Below are 16,501 nucleotides of genomic sequence, written 5' to 3'. Positions count from 1 at the left end.
CAGGCTAGGGAAGGGCAGGGAGTGTCGGGGTTCAGGGCTGATGCCGGGAACCCCAAACGGCGATTAGCCTTCTACGGTAACCTTGTCGATGGTGACCGGCTGAGCAGGTACGTCCTGGTGACCGCTCACCATGGTGGTGCTAACCGCTTTGATTTTGTCGACCACTGCTGTGCCCTCAACCACTTTACCGAATACGCAGTAACCCCAACCCTGGGCGTTCTTGCCGCTGTGATTGAGAAAGTCGTTGTCTTTGACGTTGATGAAAAACTGAGCGGTGGCACTGTGCGGGTCCATGGTGCGGGCCATAGCCACAGTGTACATGTCATTTTTCAGGCCGTTGTCGGCCTCGTTTTCGATGGTTTCACGGGTTTCTTTCTGGACCATGTCTTCTGTAAAGCCGCCGCCCTGGATCATGAAGTTATCGATGATGCGGTGGAAAATGGTGCCTTCATAGAAGCCGTCTTCGGCGTATTGCTTGAAGTTGGCGGCTGTCTTGGGGGCTTTTTCAAAGTCCAGTGCCAGTTTGATGTCGCCGTAATTGGTGTGCAGTGTGATCATGGTTGTCTCCTGAGAAAACTGCCCTTGTAAGGGGGTTTTGAATGCCGCTGCTTGACGCAACCCGGAGGGACGTGCGAGACAGCAAAAAATCTTTATTTGGTGGGTGCTTAGAGCACGTCGAGACGGCTATAATACACGATTTGCCGGCGGGAGTATGGCCTCCTTAAACCTATTCTTGGGCTTGATCGTATCTTGACCGCCGGAGTCGATATTTTGGACAGGGCTCACCGCAGCCACTAGGGGATTGAAGTAACAGCATGAGCGAAGCGACCAGCAAGCCTTTGAATTTTCTTGAGCAAATCATCAAACAAGATCTGGAGAGTGGTAAAACCTCCAAGGTGATTACCCGTTTTCCCCCTGAACCCAATGGCTATCTGCACATTGGCCACGCAAAATCCATCTGTCTGAATTTTGGCCTGGCTGAAACGTTCGGTGGCGAGTGTAATTTACGCTTTGATGACACCAACCCGGCGAAAGAAGAGCTGGAATACGTCAATGCCATTAAGGACGATGTCAGTTGGTTAGGGTTTCACTGGGCCGGCGACGTCCGCTACGCCTCCAGTTACTTTGATACCTTGTACGAGTGGGCCCTGCACCTGATCAGGGAAGGCAAGGCCTACGTATGTCATTTGACCGCCGATGAAGCTCGCGAGCACCGTGGCTGGGCTACCAAACCGGGCAAAGACAGCCCCTATCGCGAGCGCAGTGTTGACGAAAATCTGACAGAGTTTGAAAAAATGCGTGCCGGCGAGTACGACGAAGGGGCTTGTTCCCTGCGCGCCAAGATCGACATGACCAGCTCCAACATGAATCTGCGCGATCCAATGCTTTACCGGATCCGTAAACAGAGTCACCACCAGACTGGCGACAAGTGGTGCATTTACCCCACTTACGACTTTGCTCACGGCCAGGAAGATGCCATTGAGGGGGTGACACATTCCATTTGTACGCTGGAATTTGCCGACCACCGTCCTCTGTATGAGTGGTTTATCGAAAATCTGCCGGTACCGGCGCAACCGGTTCAGTATGAGTTTGCACGTCTGGAGCTCAACTATACGGTAACCTCCAAGCGCAAGCTCAAGCAGTTGGTGGATGAAGGCCACGTGGATGGCTGGAACGATCCGCGCATGCCGACCATTTCCGGAATGCGCCGCCGCGGCTACACCCCCGCATCGTTGCGTAATTTTTGTGACATGATTGGGGTCACCAAATCCGGCAGCACCATTGATGTGGGGCAGCTGGAGTTTTGTGTGCGCGATGACCTGAACAATTGCGCACCACGTGCCATGTGTGTGCTGGATCCTCTGAAAGTCACTATCCGCAATATGCCCGATGCTGAAGTGCAGCTAATGACGCAAGCGGTACACCCCAATCGCGACGAAATGGGCAGTCGCGAACTGCCATTCAGTCGCGACCTCTACATTGACCGCTCAGACTTTACCGAAGACACCAGTTTGTCCCGTAAAAAGTTCAAGCGTCTGGTGCTGGGAGAGTATGTACGTTTACGCGGTGCCTACGTCATCAAGGCGGATGAGGCCGTGAAAGACGAGCAGGGCAATATCATCGAAGTCATTGCCAGCCTGGTAGAAGGCACGGTGGGTGAAAATCCCCCTGAAGGCATTAAACCTCGCGGCGTGATTCACTGGGTGGATGCCAATGACAGCCTGGATTGCGAGGTCAGATTGTATGATCGCCTGTTTAATGACGCAGCTCCGGATGCGGGCGACAAAAACTTTCTTGATGTCTTGAACCCGGATTCGCTGAAAATATTGACCGGTTGTAAGGCTGAAAAAAGCCTGGCAAGCGCAGCTGTGGAGCAGGCCTATCAATTTGAGCGGGAAGGGTATTTTTGCCTGGACAGTAAATTGGCCAGCGCTGACAAGCTGGTGTTTAACCAGACCATCGGCCTGAAAGATAATTGGGCGAACAAGGTTTAAGCACGGGGCCAGACTGTCTGGCCAGCCCAGGTTTGGGCCTGCGCAGTAGCAAGCCAGTGACAAATGGCGCTGCGGACAATCATCACCAACAAGATTTGGAAATTTAATGAGTTTACACGTCTACAACACGCAAACCCGACAGAAAGAAGCTTTTCAGCCGCTGGAGCCGAACAAGGTTAAAATGTACGTGTGTGGTCCGACGGTTTACAACCTGGTACACATCGGCAATGCGCGCCCAGTGGTCGTGTTTGATACCTTGTTTCGCGTGTTGCAAAGTGAATACGCTGAAGTCACTTACGCCCGAAACATCACGGATATTGATGACAAGATCATGAAGGCGGCGGCTGAAAACGGTGAGGCGATCTCGACATTGGCGTCACGTTACGCGAAAGAATTCGAAGACGATATGGCGCAGCTGAATAACCAGCAGCCAACGATTGTGCCTTACGCGACAGATCACGTACCGCAGATGGTGGACATGGTACAGCGGCTGATCGATAAGGGGCATGCCTATGAGGCCGAGGGCCACGTGTTGTTTGCCGTTCAGTCCATGGACGATTACGGAAAACTATCGAATCGCTCTTTGGAAGACATGCTCGACGGTGCCCGGGTTGAGGTCGCGCCTTACAAAAGGTACGCCGGTGATTTCGTACTGTGGAAGCCATCCAGCAGTGATGAGCCGGGCTGGGACAGTCCCTGGGGCTACGGACGCCCCGGTTGGCACCTGGAGTGCAGCGCGATGATTGAAACCCATCTGGGGGAAACCATCGACATTCACGGTGGCGGTCGAGATCTGGTGTTTCCCCATCACGAGAACGAAGTGGCCCAAAGTTGCTGCGCTCACGACGGCAAACAGTATGTGCGTTACTGGATGCACAACGGTTACATCAATATTGGCGGTGAGAAGATGTCCAAATCCCTGGGCAATTTCCGCACCGTTCGAGAATTGCTGACCCAGTACAAAGGCGAGGTCATTCGCGCGGCGTTGCTCTCTGCACAGTACCGTTCCGAGATGGATTTTTCTACGGATTTACTGGAGGAAACCAAATCCCGTCTGGACGCTTTTTACAGCGCTCTGCGCGAGGCCAAAGATGTGCCGGTCGTAGACGTTGATGTCAAAACACAACCTTTTTACGCCGCCCTGCAGGATGACTTGAACACGCCAGTGGCGTTGGGTGAGCTGCGACAGCTGGCGCGTCATTTGAACAAGGCCGGCGATGCTGATAAGCCGCAATACAAATCGTTGCTGCTCAAGGCCGGTGAGTTAATGGGGTTATTACAGCAAGACCCGGAGCAATGGTTCACTGACAGCGGCAACGCCGATGAAATTTCAGCGGAGGCCATTGAGGCCCTGATTGCCGAGCGGGTGCAGGCCAAACTTGATAAGAACTATGCACGAGCCGATGAGGTGCGTGAAGAGCTCAAAGCTCAGGGGGTCGTGCTTGAAGATTCCCGTGAAGGCACCAAGTGGCGGAGGGAGTAAACTGATGAGCATTGAAGACCAGAAAGCCGGAGAAGCCATTCGTCGTGAAGTGATGAGCGATGAATTTGTCGACCGGGCACTGAACAACGCCAACGACTTTGATCAGCCCCTGCAAGATCTGGTAATGGAAAACGCCTGGGGCGGGCCCTGGACACGGGACGATTTACCCCGAGACACCCGCAGCCTGATTACCATTGCCATGCTGATTGCGCTCAAGGCACCCAATGAGCTGAAAGGCCATATTCGCGGTGCGTTGCGCAACGGCTGCAGCAAAGAAGAGATTCGTGCGGTCATCTTGCATGCGACGGCTTATTGTGGCTTTCCTTCGGCCATTGATGCCATGCGCGCTGCCCGTGAAATCATTGATAATTGGGATGAGTCAGCATGATGAGCAGGTCTGAGACAATCACACCGGAATTTCGATTTCGTCGCCTGCGCCGAACCTCTGTGCTGCGCAGTCTGGTGCGTCAGCACCGACTTCACACTGAGGATTTGATTCTTCCTTTGTTTGTGGAAGAAGGCATTACTGAACCGGTGGCCATCAGCAGTATGCCGGGTGTGGTTCGCTACCCGGAGTCTCAGCTGGCCGAGGTGGTTCAACGTGCCTGGTCGAAAGGCATTCGCGCAATCTTGCTGTTTGGTGTGTCGACCCATAAAGATGCGGTAGGGTCCGATACCTGGGACGGTGAAGGCTTAATGGCCCGCTGTATACGCACGGCCAAACACGCCCAGCCGGAAATGGTGGTCATCAGTGACAACTGCTTTTGCGAATACACCGAGCATGGACACTGCGGGGTGCTCTGTGAGGGTTCCCATGAGGGGCTGGATGTCGATAACGATCTGACATTGACCAACCTGCAAAAGCAAGCGGTTGTGGCTGCCGAAGCCGGTGTCGATATGATTGCGCCTTCGACCATGATTGACGGCATGGTCGCGGCCATTCGTCAGGGCCTGGATGAGGCGGGTTTTTCACACATACCGATCATGTCCTATTCCACAAAATTTGCCTCCGCATTTTACGGACCGTTCCGCGATGCCGTCGACAGTACCTTTAAGGGCACCCGATCCACCTATCAGATGGATCCGGCCAACAGCCGCGAAGCCCTGGCAGAATCCATGCAAGATGAGCTGGAAGGGGCGGATATTCTGATGGTCAAACCCGGATTGGCTTATCTGGATGTGATTGCCAATATTCGCCAGCACAGCGAGCGACCGCTGGCGGTGTATCACGTCAGTGGTGAGTACGCGATGATCAAGGCGGGCGCGCAAGCTGGCGTCATTGACGAAGAGGCCATCGTGATGGAAATCATGACAGCCTTCAAGCGGGCCGGCTGTGATTTGATCATCACATATTATGCCGAGCAAATTGCGGATTGGCTGAACGCAGGGCCCTGACTCCAGTTCTGATGTGGTGGGGTTAGCAGGCTCCAGACGTTTGTTCAGCTCCGAATTAACCCTCGGGCCTAGACATGTAAACACTCAAAAACGATAAGATGGAAACTATGACTATTAGCGCAACTCGTTTACTGAAAAGATCCGCTTTGGTGATGTTGTCGGTGGCTGCCGTCGCATTAATGGGCTGTGCCCCTGAAGTTGGTAGTGATGCCTGGTGTGAATCGATGAAGGAAAAGCCAAAAGGGGACTGGACCTCCAATGAGGCTGCGGATTTTGCCAAGTATTGTATTTTCAAATAGTCCGAAATCGTTCTCATCAGTATCGTCGGATTTTGGAAAAAGTAGAGTCAGGTCGGCAGACAATTTTTTGGAAATACAATGAAAAAATATTTAGGCATTCTGAGTTTATTGCTTATTGGCCTGCTGGCGGTATTGGCGGGGCTGTCCATGCTGGAAGGCAACACCGAATCCGAATTGGTGGGGGAAGCCTGGTGCGATGCCATGGTGGATAAGCCAAACGATCAATGGACTGAAGCCGAAACACTGGGCTTTGCAAAAACCTGCCTGTATGACGATGCTGAAGAGTAGGTGGTGACTTTTTGTCGCGCTGGATATTCAGCTTTCAAGACAGAAGACGACGCGACCGTTTATTGTTTCAGGTTGATTTCAATATCCGGCAGATAACTGCGGCCTGCAGTTTTCTGCTCATCCATGCGGGATGTTCTGGTTTTAACACTCCGATCAATTCGACGCTTCATCAATCATCAGCGGCACAACCTGTCCATGTTTTTTTCTGACTCTCGTCCTCATTTTTTCAAACCACTGACCGGGAAATATCGTGAAGTCGTGGTCGAATGTCTGCGCCTGTTGTATCAGCGTCTGTATACCGACCTGAGTGATTTTGGTCATGTGCGTAACCGCGATCAGGTGGTTGAAATTTTTCAAGAGGCCATTGCCCGGGCTCCGGTGCTGGAGTCTGAAGTGGCCGAAGGTGAAGAGGAGGGCCGCTTTCGTAACCAGCGTGAACTGGCTGGTTTCATCCTCAATACGCTGTTGGAGTATGGTTGGCTGGAAAAGCAGTTGGACGAAGCCACACTGCAAAGTTCCTATGCATTCAGTAAAGTAGGACGTCTGTTTACCCAGCCGTTTATCGAAACGGACAGCAGTCGCTTCCGTACTCGTAACCGCAACACCCGCAATACCCGTAACAGCTTGCAGGCATTTCTGGAGCAAGGCGAGATCCACGACCTGCTGGATGCTTATGAATACTCAGAGCGTATTATCAGTGACTTTACTGACGTTATTTCGGAGTTGGAAGACCGCAAACGGCAGCTGGTGAAAGAAGTGGAAGCCCGCCAATTGATTCAGCAGGCGACGGACGAGTTTTTCGATTTTATGGAAAACACCTTCAAACCGGATTTGGAAGTGCGCTTGTCCGCCGACAGTGTGGAAAAATACCGTGATCAGATAGCCGCACTGATTAAACAGGTGCGTCGCAAACGCAAATATGGCGGTGAAGGCGAGGACAAAGACAAAGACTGGCGGGCCGTGATGGAAGTCAGGCTGCGTCGCCTGTTGCCGGATAAAGTGGTTCCGGGCCAATCGATTCTGGAAAATCTGTTGGTCGCCATTGAGGAGCGGCTGCGCAGTGCCTGTGAAGGTATGTTGCCAGCCTTGCGGCGCTCACTCAACAGCTTCACCCAGCGGGCCGATATTATTATGCGCCAGTTGAGCTATATCCATTCCCAGGGTGACGATGGGCTGTTGGAAGCTTGTAAGCAGCTCAGCAGCTTGTCTCAGGAGGAGCAGGGTCGACGCCTTGTTAGCGCTGCCGATAGTCTGTCCGGGGTCAGCCTGGGTTATATTGATCCGGGCCAGATTCAGTTGAAGACCCGGGCCGGTAAGCGCGTAGTGCTCAGCCGAGTGCAAGACGGACAGAAAATTGATCGGCAAGCCCGTCGCGAGCTGTTTGTGCAACAGGCTCTGGATCAGGCATTCACCATTCAGGGCGAGGAGATTCGCCAATACATCAGTCGGGCACTGACGAATTCCGGCCGTATTAATACCCGGCATCTGCCCATTCACAACGCCCGGGATCTGTTGTCCATTGCCCATGCCATTGAAGTGGGAGCAGCGGATAACCTTTCCAGTGAATACCGGTTTGCCGTACACCCGGTCAGCCTTGGCGATGATGGTAAACAGTGGTTGCCCGCGAGTGCCGGAATTATAGGCGGAGATTACTTCTCACGTCGGGATGAATTTGTAATTGAATTGATTGAGGTCGATCAGCATGTCTAGCTTGCAGGAATCCCTGTTTGAAGCGCTCATTGCGGAAAACCTGAAAGACAGTGACTGGTTGGAATTGATCCAACGGCTGTTGGACTATGGTGTGTTGTGTCGTGATGAAAGCCGGGTCGAAGCTGATCTTTACGATCGCTTTGTTCGTGTTGAATCCCTGGTTGATGACTATCTGGCGTTAATGGGTGTGCGCTTGCATCACGATAGCCGCTTTCAGTATGTCCGCTTGATTCCGCCCGGGGCAAGGGTGCCGGGGCTCGACGACGAATCCGATACGCCGTTTAATGGTGGGCTGCGTTCACGCCTCAACCAACACGAAGTGGCGGTCATATTGACACTGCGTACCGAGTACGACAAGTCCTTGCGTGAAGGCAAGGTGGATGAAACCGGGTGTGTCAATTTGTCCGTAGAAGCTCTGGCTCTATCCCTGAAAAACCTCCTGTCACGCTCGCTGCCGGACAGTCAACTTGAGCGCAAGCAATTGTTCAAGCGTCTGCGACAGTTGCGGGTTATCCGTTTCGGTGCTGACGCTGATCTCCTCAGTGGAGATAGCTGGATGAAGGTTCGGCCTATGGTAGTCAATCTGGTCAGTAACGAATTGATTGAAGGTCTGTTAACCGCTTCGCACGTGGTTGACAGCGCTTTGTCAGAAAACTCTTTGCACGAGCAGCAACTTGAAGAAAAAACGCAAGCCGATATTGATGAACTCACGCAGGTGACGGTCGACCGAGAAGTTTTAGCCCCAACGGATATTGAAAGTGATTGCGTCAGTGGAATCGCCCATGAGGGGGGCAGCTCACTGTTTGCATCAGATGTCGATATACCGCTGCTGGATGAGGACGAATAGTCATGTATTTAAAGAAGTTTATCTACGTCAACTGGGGCAATATTCCGCACGCCGAATTCGATTTTGGGCCGATCAACCTGTTTTCGGGAGGCAATGGCTCCGGCAAAACCACGGCTGCGGATGCCATACAAACCGTCATGACGGCAGCTCACGACAACCTGTTTCACTTTAACCCGGGGCAGGATGAATCCACCCAGCGCGGGCGTGGCGGCAAGCAAGTCAGAACCCTGGCGTCTTATGTGTTGGGCTGTGATGATGGCGCTTACGCCCGCCCGGATGCTTGTGATGGCTATTTGGCGGCGGTTTTTCATCCCACCCCCGGTGAAGACGCTGAAGCCTTTACGGCACTGCTTGCCATGCGTGCGTTTGTGGAGGTGGCCGGCCAGCAAAAAGTGGCACGTTTGGATGACAGTCAGTTCTTCATTCTTCCTGATGTCAGCCTGTCGCTGGTTGACCTGGTGAAAGAGGATAAAGGCGGGCGGTATGTCTTGCCCATGGACCGGGTGTACACCTTGTTGAGAAAACAATTTGGTGTCGGCGCAGTCGAAAAATACGATAAAAAGAAAGCGTATCTCTGTCGTCTGTATGGCGTGTTGCGCGGCCGCCGTGACGCGGTGTCTGAACGTGAGGCGATGAATGCCGCGCGGGCCTTTTCCCGCTTCATGGCGTACAAACCGATCAAAGGCATTGATGAGTTTGTAGCACAGGAAGTTCTGGAGCCGCGGGATCTGGGCGATGCTATTCGCGATGTGTCGGCCATGCTCAAACGCATTCACAACATGGAGAGTGACGCGCGCGAGCTGCGCGAAGCCACAGAGCGTTTGCAGGCCGGTCGGGACAACGCCAACCGCTTTATCGACCAATGGCTGGAGCAGCAATTACTGGATTACAGCCTGGCTCGCAGCCGCTATACCCAGTGTCAGGGACGCTACCTGAAAGAAAAAGGTTTGCAGCAAAGCCTGAAAGAGCAGTTACAGTCTAATGAGCGGGACAAGCACTTATCCGAAACTCGGCGGCGCGACATCCGTGAGCGTCTGCTGGAAGTGGAAGTGAGTCGTCTGCAGGTGCCGGCTTTACGCGATAAAGACCAGCTGGAAAAAGGCCTGGCCGAGCTCGAGGCGCAGCTGACCGGTTGCGTACAGCCGCTGCTGAGCCAGGATGAGCAGCTGCGACGTAACCGGCAGGCGGCGGGACAAATTCAGAAAAATTTACAGCACACGTCACTGTCGTTGGAGATACCCGAACTGACCGATAAAACGCTGTCCAAAACGACCTCGGCAGTCGCGGTCGAACTGGCCAGCATTGATTTCCAGTCGCTGTTTAATCGTGACTGGATTGATATTTCTCCACTGGAAAGTCACCTTGATGAAGCCCTCGCGCAACAGCAACTGCACAACCGTTTGGTCAGCGCCTGGTTTTCCACCGAAGCCCGTGATACCAGTCTGCGAGATTTGTTGGCGCAGGAGCGCGACAAGCGTCGTCAATCCAGTGAACGCCTGAAGAGACAGGTCACCAGTAAAGAGGCTGAGATTCAACTGTTGGAGCAACGGCAAGCCGTCTATCCCAACTATGTGCGACAGGCCCTTGAGGCTTTGAACCGGCAGCTGCCTGAAGCAGATGCCCGGGTGCTCTGTGACTACGTGGAAGTTGTTGACAGTGCCTGGCAATCGGCTATCGAAGGTTACATCGGTGGTGCCCGTTTTGGCATTATCGTGGAGCCGGATTACGAAGCCGACGCCATTCGTCTGCTGCGTCAGATGTCGGGTGGCAGCAGAGCCCGTGTCATTCAGGGACACAAAGCCAAGCGTGATGCGGACAAGCTGAATCAGTTGCATCAGGATTCCATTCTGCATGTCATGGCATTTGGGCATTCCACGGCCGAAGCCTATATCACAGCCAGTTATGGCCAGCTGCAACGGGTGGCAGACGCCGAGTCGTTGCGCTCAACCCGTCGCGGGGTTACCCGTGAATGCCTGGGGTCAGGCAACTACGCCATGTTTCGCTGTGATATCGATGACAGTGAACTGGTGTTTGGCCAGGCCGCCCGCGAAAAGGCATTGCTGGCCAAGCAGGGCGAACTGCAGACACTGCAGGTCGAATGGCAAAAGAGCTCCGATTACGCCAATGAAAGTCATCTGTTGTTGCAGTCGGTGGATCAAATGAAGCCGGTGGCCTACGCCGATCAACTGCAAGCCATGTTGGCGGTGCAGCGAAAGCTGCTCAACGCTGAGCGGAGCTTAAAACAACTGGACTTATCGGATTTCGACCAGCTCGAGCAACAGTTGCAGCAGTTAAAAAGCGATGAGCAGGCGCAGGAGTCCCGTCTGATTGAGCTTGAAAATACCCGAGTTGAAATTCGTGCCAAGCTGGATCGCGCCGATCGCAGCTGCAAACAGCTGAACGAAGAGCAGGATACCAATCTGGAGCAGTTGGAAACCGCAGAAGACAATATTCGCAGCCTGTCCAACATTTGGGCTGAATTCAATGTCGAGCAGCAGCTGGCGGTGGCGGATGAGCGGGTCGAGGTGCATGGCGCCGATTATTTTGAGGCGGCTTGTGCAACGTTGTCGGCTGAGCTTAACAGTGAGCTACACAGCTTGCAGCGGCGAATTCTGGAGCACAATCAGCTGTGTCAGGGGGCCGATGGTCTGGCGTTTGAGCTGGACTTTACCCACAGTCTTGGCCGCGCCAACTTCAAGAGCGTCTGTGATCTGCAGCGGCAGCTCGATAATTTGTACAACCGCTATAAAAACAACATATTGGCAAAACGTTATGAAGAGCTTTCCAGTTTGCGGGAAAGTTTTAACAACGCCTTTGTCACCAATCTTTGTCACTCTATTTATCAGGCCATCAACGACGGTGAGAAGACTTTATCGGGTCTTAACGAGGAGCTGCAACATCATCGCTTTGGTGCCGACCGGGAAAGTTTCGAGTTCGGTTGGGACTGGTTGCCGGAATTCAAAGAATACTGGCAGTTTTTCAAAGCGGTGATCGACAACCCCAGTCTGGGGGACGGCGAGACACTGTTTACGATGGAGCTCAGCAGTAAACACGAAAAGGTGCGCAACCGGTTAATGGCGATGTTGCTGGATGAAGACGAACACAAGGCCATGCGGGAACTGGTGCGGATCGCCGATTATCGCAACTACCGACGCTACGAAATTTACAAGAAACCGGAAGGTAAAACGCCGATTGCACTGAGTCAATATGGCACGGGGTCTGGTGGGCAGCTGGAAACGCCGGCCTACATCATTCGCAGTGCGGCCATCACCTCGGCTTTTCGTTTTCATGAAGGCAAGTCTCATTTGCGCATGGTGCTGGTGGATGAAGCCTTTTCCAAGATGGACGAGCACCGGTCCAAGGAAGTCATCCGTTACCTGACCGAGAGCCTGGGGTTACAGTTGATGTTTATTATGCCTTCCAGCAAATCCGGGCCGTTTATGGACCTGATCAGCAATCAGTTTATTTTCAGCAAGTGTCCTACCGCAGAACCCGTTGGGGAATTGCATACCCGGGTTCTGGTGGACCGTCAGCAGTGCGATAAAGAGAAAATCGCGGCGCTCATGGCTAACCACCGCCGAACCATTCGGCAGCAGGCTTCGCTGGATTTTCTCGAGGAGGTTGAATAGACGCCCAGGTTATAGCGAGCGGTGAAACGCCAGTGGTAAATTATTGATTTCGGGACGAAAAGGCTAAATCGTTTTGGCCATTGGTAACGGCTGAATTGATTGCCAGCGGAACATTGAGTCGTTGAACGGTGCATGGGGTTGGTGACCAGCACATTAAACGGCTCACAAGCAAATTGAACTGTTAAAACGTGGCCAGTCAATCGATTGGCAATTAGAGGTAGAAAAGCAAAGTATGACTACGATGATGGATAATAATGCCCAATGGCAGGCGGCATTTTACAAGCTGCGTTCCAATAAGGCCTTTGAGCTGTTTGTGGTGGGAATCATTATCTTCTCGGCGCTGGTGATTGGTGTCAAAACCTACCCGTTGCCAGAAGCCTTGTTGCAAGCTGTGGTGGTGATGGATTGGGCGATCACGGTTATTTTTCTGGTGGAAATCGTGATTCGGTTTCTGGGAGAGCCGGATAAAAAACGGTTTTTCCGCAGTGGCTGGAATATCTTTGACACCTTGATTGTGGTGGTCAGTCTGATTCCCATTGAGGACAGTGACATGGCCTTGATCGGCCGGTTGGTGCGAATATTCCGGGTCCTGCGGATGGTGTCCATCATCCCTGAGCTGCGCATGCTGCTCAACTCACTGCTCAAAGCGATGCCACAGCTGGGTTACGTTTTGTTGATGATGTTTATTATTTTCTATATATATGCCGCCATCGGCAGTACCTTTTTTGCCTCGGTGAACCCGGAGCTGTGGGGGGATATTGCCGTCAGCCTGCTGACCCTGTTTCGGGTGATGACGTTTGAAGACTGGACTGACGTTATGTATGAAACGATGACTGAGTACCCCCTCAGCTGGTTTTACTACCTGTCGTTTATCTTTTTCACCGCCTTTGCGTTTTTAAATATGATCATCGGCATTGTTGTCAATGTGCTGGAGGAAGAGCACCAGCGCGTGGCCAAGGCGGAGGCCGTGGCCGCGGGTGAGCCTACCATCACCGATTTGCATCTGGAGATTCAGGCGTTGAAACAGCTGTTGGTGGAGAATGTCGCTACTGCAAGGAATGCCTCCAACCCGGAAGCTGCACCGCAGCCAGCACGAGAGCTCTAGCCGCTTGAGGCGGGGCAGTGGGTGTACTCCCAGCCCTGAGCCCCTTTCGTAACCCTGTTGCGTATTCCGGGCTGTTGCAAGTCGCCATTGTGGTAAGCGACGTCGTCAGCATAGAGAATACTGACCTCTTTGTCGTTTTTGATCATTTTGGGTAAATAAAAAATGGGCTCACGGGATTGAGCAAAAGCCCTGGCTTGCTCAATAGAGTCGAGTCGGGACAGTTCCAGCAGGGTCAAATAAGCCGGAGGCATGATCGACAGCTGCTGCTGTCGATGCTTTTGCAGGGCTGCAGATGGCGTCAGCCACTGGTAGTCGACAATTTCGCCATCATCCACGATCACCTCGGCATCTTCGTCGAGGCAGCCGATCAGGAACCAGGTGGAAAACCGCCTGCGTTCAAGTTCTGGCGTGGTCCATTGGGAATAGGGGAGAAAACTGTCCGGATCCAGAGTCAGGCCGGCTTCTTCCTGGCATTCTCTTGCGGCCCCAATTCTGGCGGCATCCCAGCTTTCCAAGAGCATTCCTGGGGCATCGTCGGGCTCTATGCGCCCCCCCGGGAAGACCCAGCTTCCACCAGCAAACTTCAGCGCTTGGGCACGCAAAAGCAGCAGCACCTCGAATTGTTGCCGGGCCGGGCGCAATAAGATAATGGTGGCCGCAGGGTCGGCTGGGACCGAAGCGGCGGAGTCAGATGACGGGGCGTTCAGTGGTTCTGGCATGATTCAGCCTTGCTTTTTTATTGTGTAAATATTCTGGGGAAAACAGCAGCCCGGGGCAAGGGGGAAACCTGACAGGGGCTTGTTCAATTGGGACAAGCCATGTCGATAAGACGTCAGAGACCATGTTGACAGGGTGTGTCGCTTGAGTAGAAGCGGTCGATGGATTCGGTTCCGGTTTATTGATGGCTGGCGGCGGGAGGGACTTCATTCAGCAGCCGTACTTCTTGTTGCGGGAATGGAATAACCACCTGATTATCCTTCAGGGCAGCGTAAATCCGGCGATTGGCCTCATAGAGCAGGGTGAAATACTGTTGGGTCGGCAGCCAGAGTCGAATCCCGAGGTTCACACTGCTGTCCCCAAAGGACTCGATACCCACTTGTGGGCGCTTGTCATCGGTTACCCCTTCAAGACCGGTTAGGGACGTTTCAATCAGGTGGATAGCGTTGTCAGGATCTTCACTGTAGGCAATGCCAATACTCAGTTCGGCCAGGGTGAATTCGAAGGAGTTGTGGATGATCTCACCGACAATGTGGCGGTTGGGGATGGTGATTTGCGTTCCGTCTTCGTTGGTAAGTATGGTGAAAGCCAGCTGAACCTCTTTTACCTGCCCGGACACCCCCTGTACATTGATGGTGTCACCGACCACGAAGGGCCGGGTGAGGATAATGTTCAAGCCCGCTCCGTAATTGGATAATAGGCCCTGAACCGCTAAACCAGCCCCCAGAGAAAGAGCGCCAATAGCCGCGAGGAAGGGGGTGACGCTGACGCCGATCTTACCCAGCGCGATCACCGCCACCATGACGATAATGATGATTTTAGCCACGGAGGCAATAAAGCGGCTGAGGGTGATGTCCAGATGTTTTTTCTGACACAGTTCATAGATGACATTGCTGATTTTTTTGGCCACGTACATGCCAAACATTAAAATCAACAGGGCGCCCAGTATCTGAAAACTGTAATTGACGAAAAATTCGACCACCAGCGCGTATATTTCTTGGGCTTGTTCCAGCTCTTTTTCCAGATTGTCTTCCATTTCTATTTCCTTATATATCAATCAAATAGGGTTGTATTCTAATAGATTGCTTTAATTAAAATACTTTAACTGTGCTTGAGCAAAGACCCCAGTATGCGGGATAAGTCCCTGAGGGAGTTGCAAGGTTCCACTCGTGAACAAAAAGGGGCGTACTCATTCATGATCGAATCGCCACTGTTCCAGCTGTAGCGGCCTTCCGGGTTCAACCACAGGACTCGCTGGCTGCGTTGATAGACTTCTCGCCAGATACCGGCCTGGCTCTCGCTGTTGTTATTTCGCGCGTCACCTAACATGATCACGGTGGTTTTGTTGTCGATGTCTTTCAGTGCCAGCTGTTTAAAATCCACCAGTGCCCGACCGTAATCTGTGGGACGGTTGGCCCACTGATCCATGATTTGGGCTATGGCGTTGTTCAAATCCAGTTGAGTAAATTCTTCCGTGACTTCTCCCAGATTGGAGGCAAATACAAACGACCTGACCCGCGGCAAGACATCCTGCAGGCTGTACAGAAACAACAGTAAAAAGCGAGCCACCCGACTCACGGAACCGCTGACATCGCACAGCACCATGACCTTGGGGCGTTCGACTCGGGTAGATTTCCATTTGGTGTGGAACATAAAGCCATCGTAGGCGGCGTTGGCGGCGATGGTTTTTTTCACATCGAGCAGGCCGCGTTTACTCAAGCGACGGCGCCGACTGTGCATGGAGGCCAGTTGCTTGGCCGTTTTTTGAACCAGCTTGGTCATCTGGTGCAGGTAGCTGTGGTCAATGTTCGTGAGTTTGATCTTTTGGAGGTTGGACTCCCGCAACTGTTGTCCTGCTTTCTGACTGTAGAGGAGGTATTGCTGCTCGACATAATCCTGAATCTGTTCCAGCAAACGTTGACGCCGTTGCTTGAGGTCTTCGACCAGATTCAGCTGATGTTCGTCGGTGGCCAGCTCGGAGAGCTCCTGGGTCAACTGGCGGTCTCCCAACTGCTGCAGGATGCGGTAGCTGACTTGGGCTTTTTGGGTGAACAGTCGCATTTCACTGGCGCCGGAGGATTCGCCACCGCTGGCTATGGCCATTTGCAGGGCGGTTTGATTGTCGTCCAGCAACAGCTTGGCCAGTGGCGACTTGACCGCTTCTTGATCAGGCGTGTCCTGTGGCTGTGACAACGCTGAATTACGGGTTGGCGAGTCCGGTTGATCTGCGTCGGAGGTTACAGCCTCAGGTGCTGAGGGTAGCGCCTGTGTCGAGGTCTGGTCTAACAACCCTTGGTTTAATTGGAAAAACTGCTCAAACAGGTCCTCAAATTGCTGTTGATGCGACAGGTTTTTGGCGAGAGTCATGCCCAGTGCCGCCTTCAGCCGCTGAGGGTTTTGCAGCCCAATGAGCTGCACCGCTCGTAGCGCGTCCAGAGTTTCCGCCGGGGAGACCGGCAAACCATGATGACGCAATGCCTGTATAAAATTACCGATGATCTGTTGCATAAACCTGAATTAACCCTGTCTCACA

At 53.0% G+C, this 16,501-nt stretch carries 14 protein-coding genes; 10 read left to right on the top strand and 4 right to left on the bottom strand.

Annotated elements, in window-relative coordinates:
• Nucleotides 1-63: 63 nt before the first annotated feature.
• Nucleotides 64-558 (bottom strand): peptidylprolyl isomerase, encoded by a 495-nt coding sequence (locus tag G8770_RS07730; protein WP_167184292.1) that lies wholly within the window; start codon nucleotides 556-558, stop codon nucleotides 64-66.
• Nucleotides 559-815: 257 nt separating this feature from the next.
• On the opposite strand from G8770_RS07730, the gene G8770_RS07725 reads away from it, so the two are divergent.
• From G8770_RS07725 to G8770_RS07680, 10 genes are all read left to right on the top strand, one after another.
• Nucleotides 816-2,495, top strand: a complete 1,680-nt coding sequence (locus G8770_RS07725; RefSeq protein ID WP_167184289.1) for a glutamine--tRNA ligase/YqeY domain fusion protein — start codon at nucleotides 816-818, stop codon at nucleotides 2,493-2,495.
• 106 nt (nucleotides 2,496-2,601) lie between these two features.
• Nucleotides 2,602-3,978 carry a cysteine--tRNA ligase gene (gene cysS / locus G8770_RS07720; protein ID WP_167184286.1) on the top strand — a complete coding sequence of 459 codons (1,377 nt, stop codon included), beginning with the start codon at nucleotides 2,602-2,604 and terminating at the stop codon, nucleotides 3,976-3,978.
• Nucleotides 3,979-3,982: 4 nt separating this feature from the next.
• A complete protein-coding gene (locus G8770_RS07715) occupies nucleotides 3,983-4,366 on the top strand; it encodes a carboxymuconolactone decarboxylase family protein (RefSeq protein WP_167184283.1) in 384 nt (127 codons plus the stop codon).
• Complete coding sequence (gene hemB / locus G8770_RS07710; protein WP_208022112.1) at nucleotides 4,363-5,373, top strand: porphobilinogen synthase; 1,011 nt, start codon at nucleotides 4,363-4,365, stop codon at nucleotides 5,371-5,373. Before G8770_RS07715 ends, hemB begins: the two co-directional genes overlap by 4 nt.
• 107 nt (nucleotides 5,374-5,480) lie before the next feature.
• The gene (locus tag G8770_RS07705) at nucleotides 5,481-5,672 is read left to right on the top strand and encodes a DUF3012 domain-containing protein (protein WP_279537116.1); all 192 of its coding nucleotides are present in this window, start codon (nucleotides 5,481-5,483) and stop codon (nucleotides 5,670-5,672) included.
• A 78-nt stretch (nucleotides 5,673-5,750) separates the two neighbouring features.
• On the top strand, nucleotides 5,751-5,960 hold the full coding sequence (locus G8770_RS07700; RefSeq protein WP_167184277.1) for a DUF3012 domain-containing protein: 210 nt from the start codon (nucleotides 5,751-5,753) through the stop codon (nucleotides 5,958-5,960).
• 195 nt (nucleotides 5,961-6,155) lie between these two features.
• Nucleotides 6,156-7,670: a Wadjet anti-phage system protein JetA family protein gene (locus tag G8770_RS07695; protein WP_167184274.1), complete on the top strand. Its 1,515-nt coding sequence runs from the start codon at nucleotides 6,156-6,158 to the stop codon at nucleotides 7,668-7,670.
• On the top strand, nucleotides 7,663-8,517 hold the full coding sequence (locus G8770_RS07690; protein WP_167184271.1) for a DUF4194 domain-containing protein: 855 nt from the start codon (nucleotides 7,663-7,665) through the stop codon (nucleotides 8,515-8,517). The genes G8770_RS07695 and G8770_RS07690 overlap by 8 nt, the downstream gene beginning before the upstream one ends.
• A 2-nt stretch (nucleotides 8,518-8,519) precedes the next feature.
• Nucleotides 8,520-12,146 carry an ATP-binding protein gene (locus tag G8770_RS07685; RefSeq protein ID WP_167184268.1) on the top strand — a complete coding sequence of 1,209 codons (3,627 nt, stop codon included), beginning with the start codon at nucleotides 8,520-8,522 and terminating at the stop codon, nucleotides 12,144-12,146.
• Nucleotides 12,147-12,387: 241 nt separating this feature from the next.
• A complete protein-coding gene (locus G8770_RS07680) occupies nucleotides 12,388-13,251 on the top strand; it encodes an ion transporter (RefSeq protein ID WP_425050169.1) in 864 nt (287 codons plus the stop codon).
• Here the strand turns inward: G8770_RS07680 and G8770_RS07675 are convergent.
• From G8770_RS07675 to G8770_RS07665, 3 genes are all read right to left on the bottom strand, one after another.
• Nucleotides 13,248-13,970, bottom strand: coding sequence for an NUDIX hydrolase (locus G8770_RS07675; RefSeq protein WP_167184265.1), 723 nt, complete (start codon nucleotides 13,968-13,970; stop codon nucleotides 13,248-13,250). The two genes, G8770_RS07680 and G8770_RS07675, sit on opposite strands and share 4 nt — an antisense overlap.
• 176 nt (nucleotides 13,971-14,146) lie before the next feature.
• Nucleotides 14,147-15,004 carry a mechanosensitive ion channel family protein gene (locus tag G8770_RS07670; protein WP_167184261.1) on the bottom strand — a complete coding sequence of 286 codons (858 nt, stop codon included), beginning with the start codon at nucleotides 15,002-15,004 and terminating at the stop codon, nucleotides 14,147-14,149.
• A gap of 65 nt (nucleotides 15,005-15,069) precedes the next feature.
• On the bottom strand, nucleotides 15,070-16,476 hold the full coding sequence (locus tag G8770_RS07665) for a vWA domain-containing protein (protein WP_167184258.1): 1,407 nt from the start codon (nucleotides 16,474-16,476) through the stop codon (nucleotides 15,070-15,072).
• Nucleotides 16,477-16,501 lie beyond the last annotated feature (25 nt).

The sequence above is a fragment of the Pseudomaricurvus hydrocarbonicus genome (assembly GCF_011602365.1).
GTDB classification, from domain to species: Bacteria; Pseudomonadota; Gammaproteobacteria; order Pseudomonadales; family Cellvibrionaceae; genus Pseudomaricurvus; species Pseudomaricurvus hydrocarbonicus.
Note: the sequence above shows the minus strand (reverse complement) of the source record. Positions and strands in the feature narration are given on the sequence as shown.

What these genes read in the sequence shown, in the direction of transcription:
- G8770_RS07730 (WP_167184292.1), bottom strand. Translation starts at nt 558, where the DNA reads ATGATCACACTGCACACCAATTACGGCGACATCAAACTGGCACTGGAC.
- G8770_RS07725 (WP_167184289.1), top strand. Translation starts at nt 816, where the DNA reads ATGAGCGAAGCGACCAGCAAGCCTTTGAATTTTCTTGAGCAAATCATC.
- cysS (WP_167184286.1), top strand. Translation starts at nt 2,602, where the DNA reads ATGAGTTTACACGTCTACAACACGCAAACCCGACAGAAAGAAGCTTTT.
- G8770_RS07715 (WP_167184283.1), top strand. Translation starts at nt 3,983, where the DNA reads ATGAGCATTGAAGACCAGAAAGCCGGAGAAGCCATTCGTCGTGAAGTG.
- hemB (WP_208022112.1), top strand. Translation starts at nt 4,363, where the DNA reads ATGATGAGCAGGTCTGAGACAATCACACCGGAATTTCGATTTCGTCGC.
- G8770_RS07705 (WP_279537116.1), top strand. Translation starts at nt 5,481, where the DNA reads ATGACTATTAGCGCAACTCGTTTACTGAAAAGATCCGCTTTGGTGATG.
- G8770_RS07700 (WP_167184277.1), top strand. Translation starts at nt 5,751, where the DNA reads ATGAAAAAATATTTAGGCATTCTGAGTTTATTGCTTATTGGCCTGCTG.
- G8770_RS07695 (WP_167184274.1), top strand. Translation starts at nt 6,156, where the DNA reads ATGTTTTTTTCTGACTCTCGTCCTCATTTTTTCAAACCACTGACCGGG.
- G8770_RS07690 (WP_167184271.1), top strand. Translation starts at nt 7,663, where the DNA reads ATGTCTAGCTTGCAGGAATCCCTGTTTGAAGCGCTCATTGCGGAAAAC.
- G8770_RS07685 (WP_167184268.1), top strand. Translation starts at nt 8,520, where the DNA reads ATGTATTTAAAGAAGTTTATCTACGTCAACTGGGGCAATATTCCGCAC.
- G8770_RS07680 (WP_425050169.1), top strand. Translation starts at nt 12,388, where the DNA reads ATGATGGATAATAATGCCCAATGGCAGGCGGCATTTTACAAGCTGCGT.
- G8770_RS07675 (WP_167184265.1), bottom strand. Translation starts at nt 13,970, where the DNA reads ATGCCAGAACCACTGAACGCCCCGTCATCTGACTCCGCCGCTTCGGTC.
- G8770_RS07670 (WP_167184261.1), bottom strand. Translation starts at nt 15,004, where the DNA reads ATGGAAGACAATCTGGAAAAAGAGCTGGAACAAGCCCAAGAAATATAC.
- G8770_RS07665 (WP_167184258.1), bottom strand. Translation starts at nt 16,476, where the DNA reads ATGCAACAGATCATCGGTAATTTTATACAGGCATTGCGTCATCATGGT.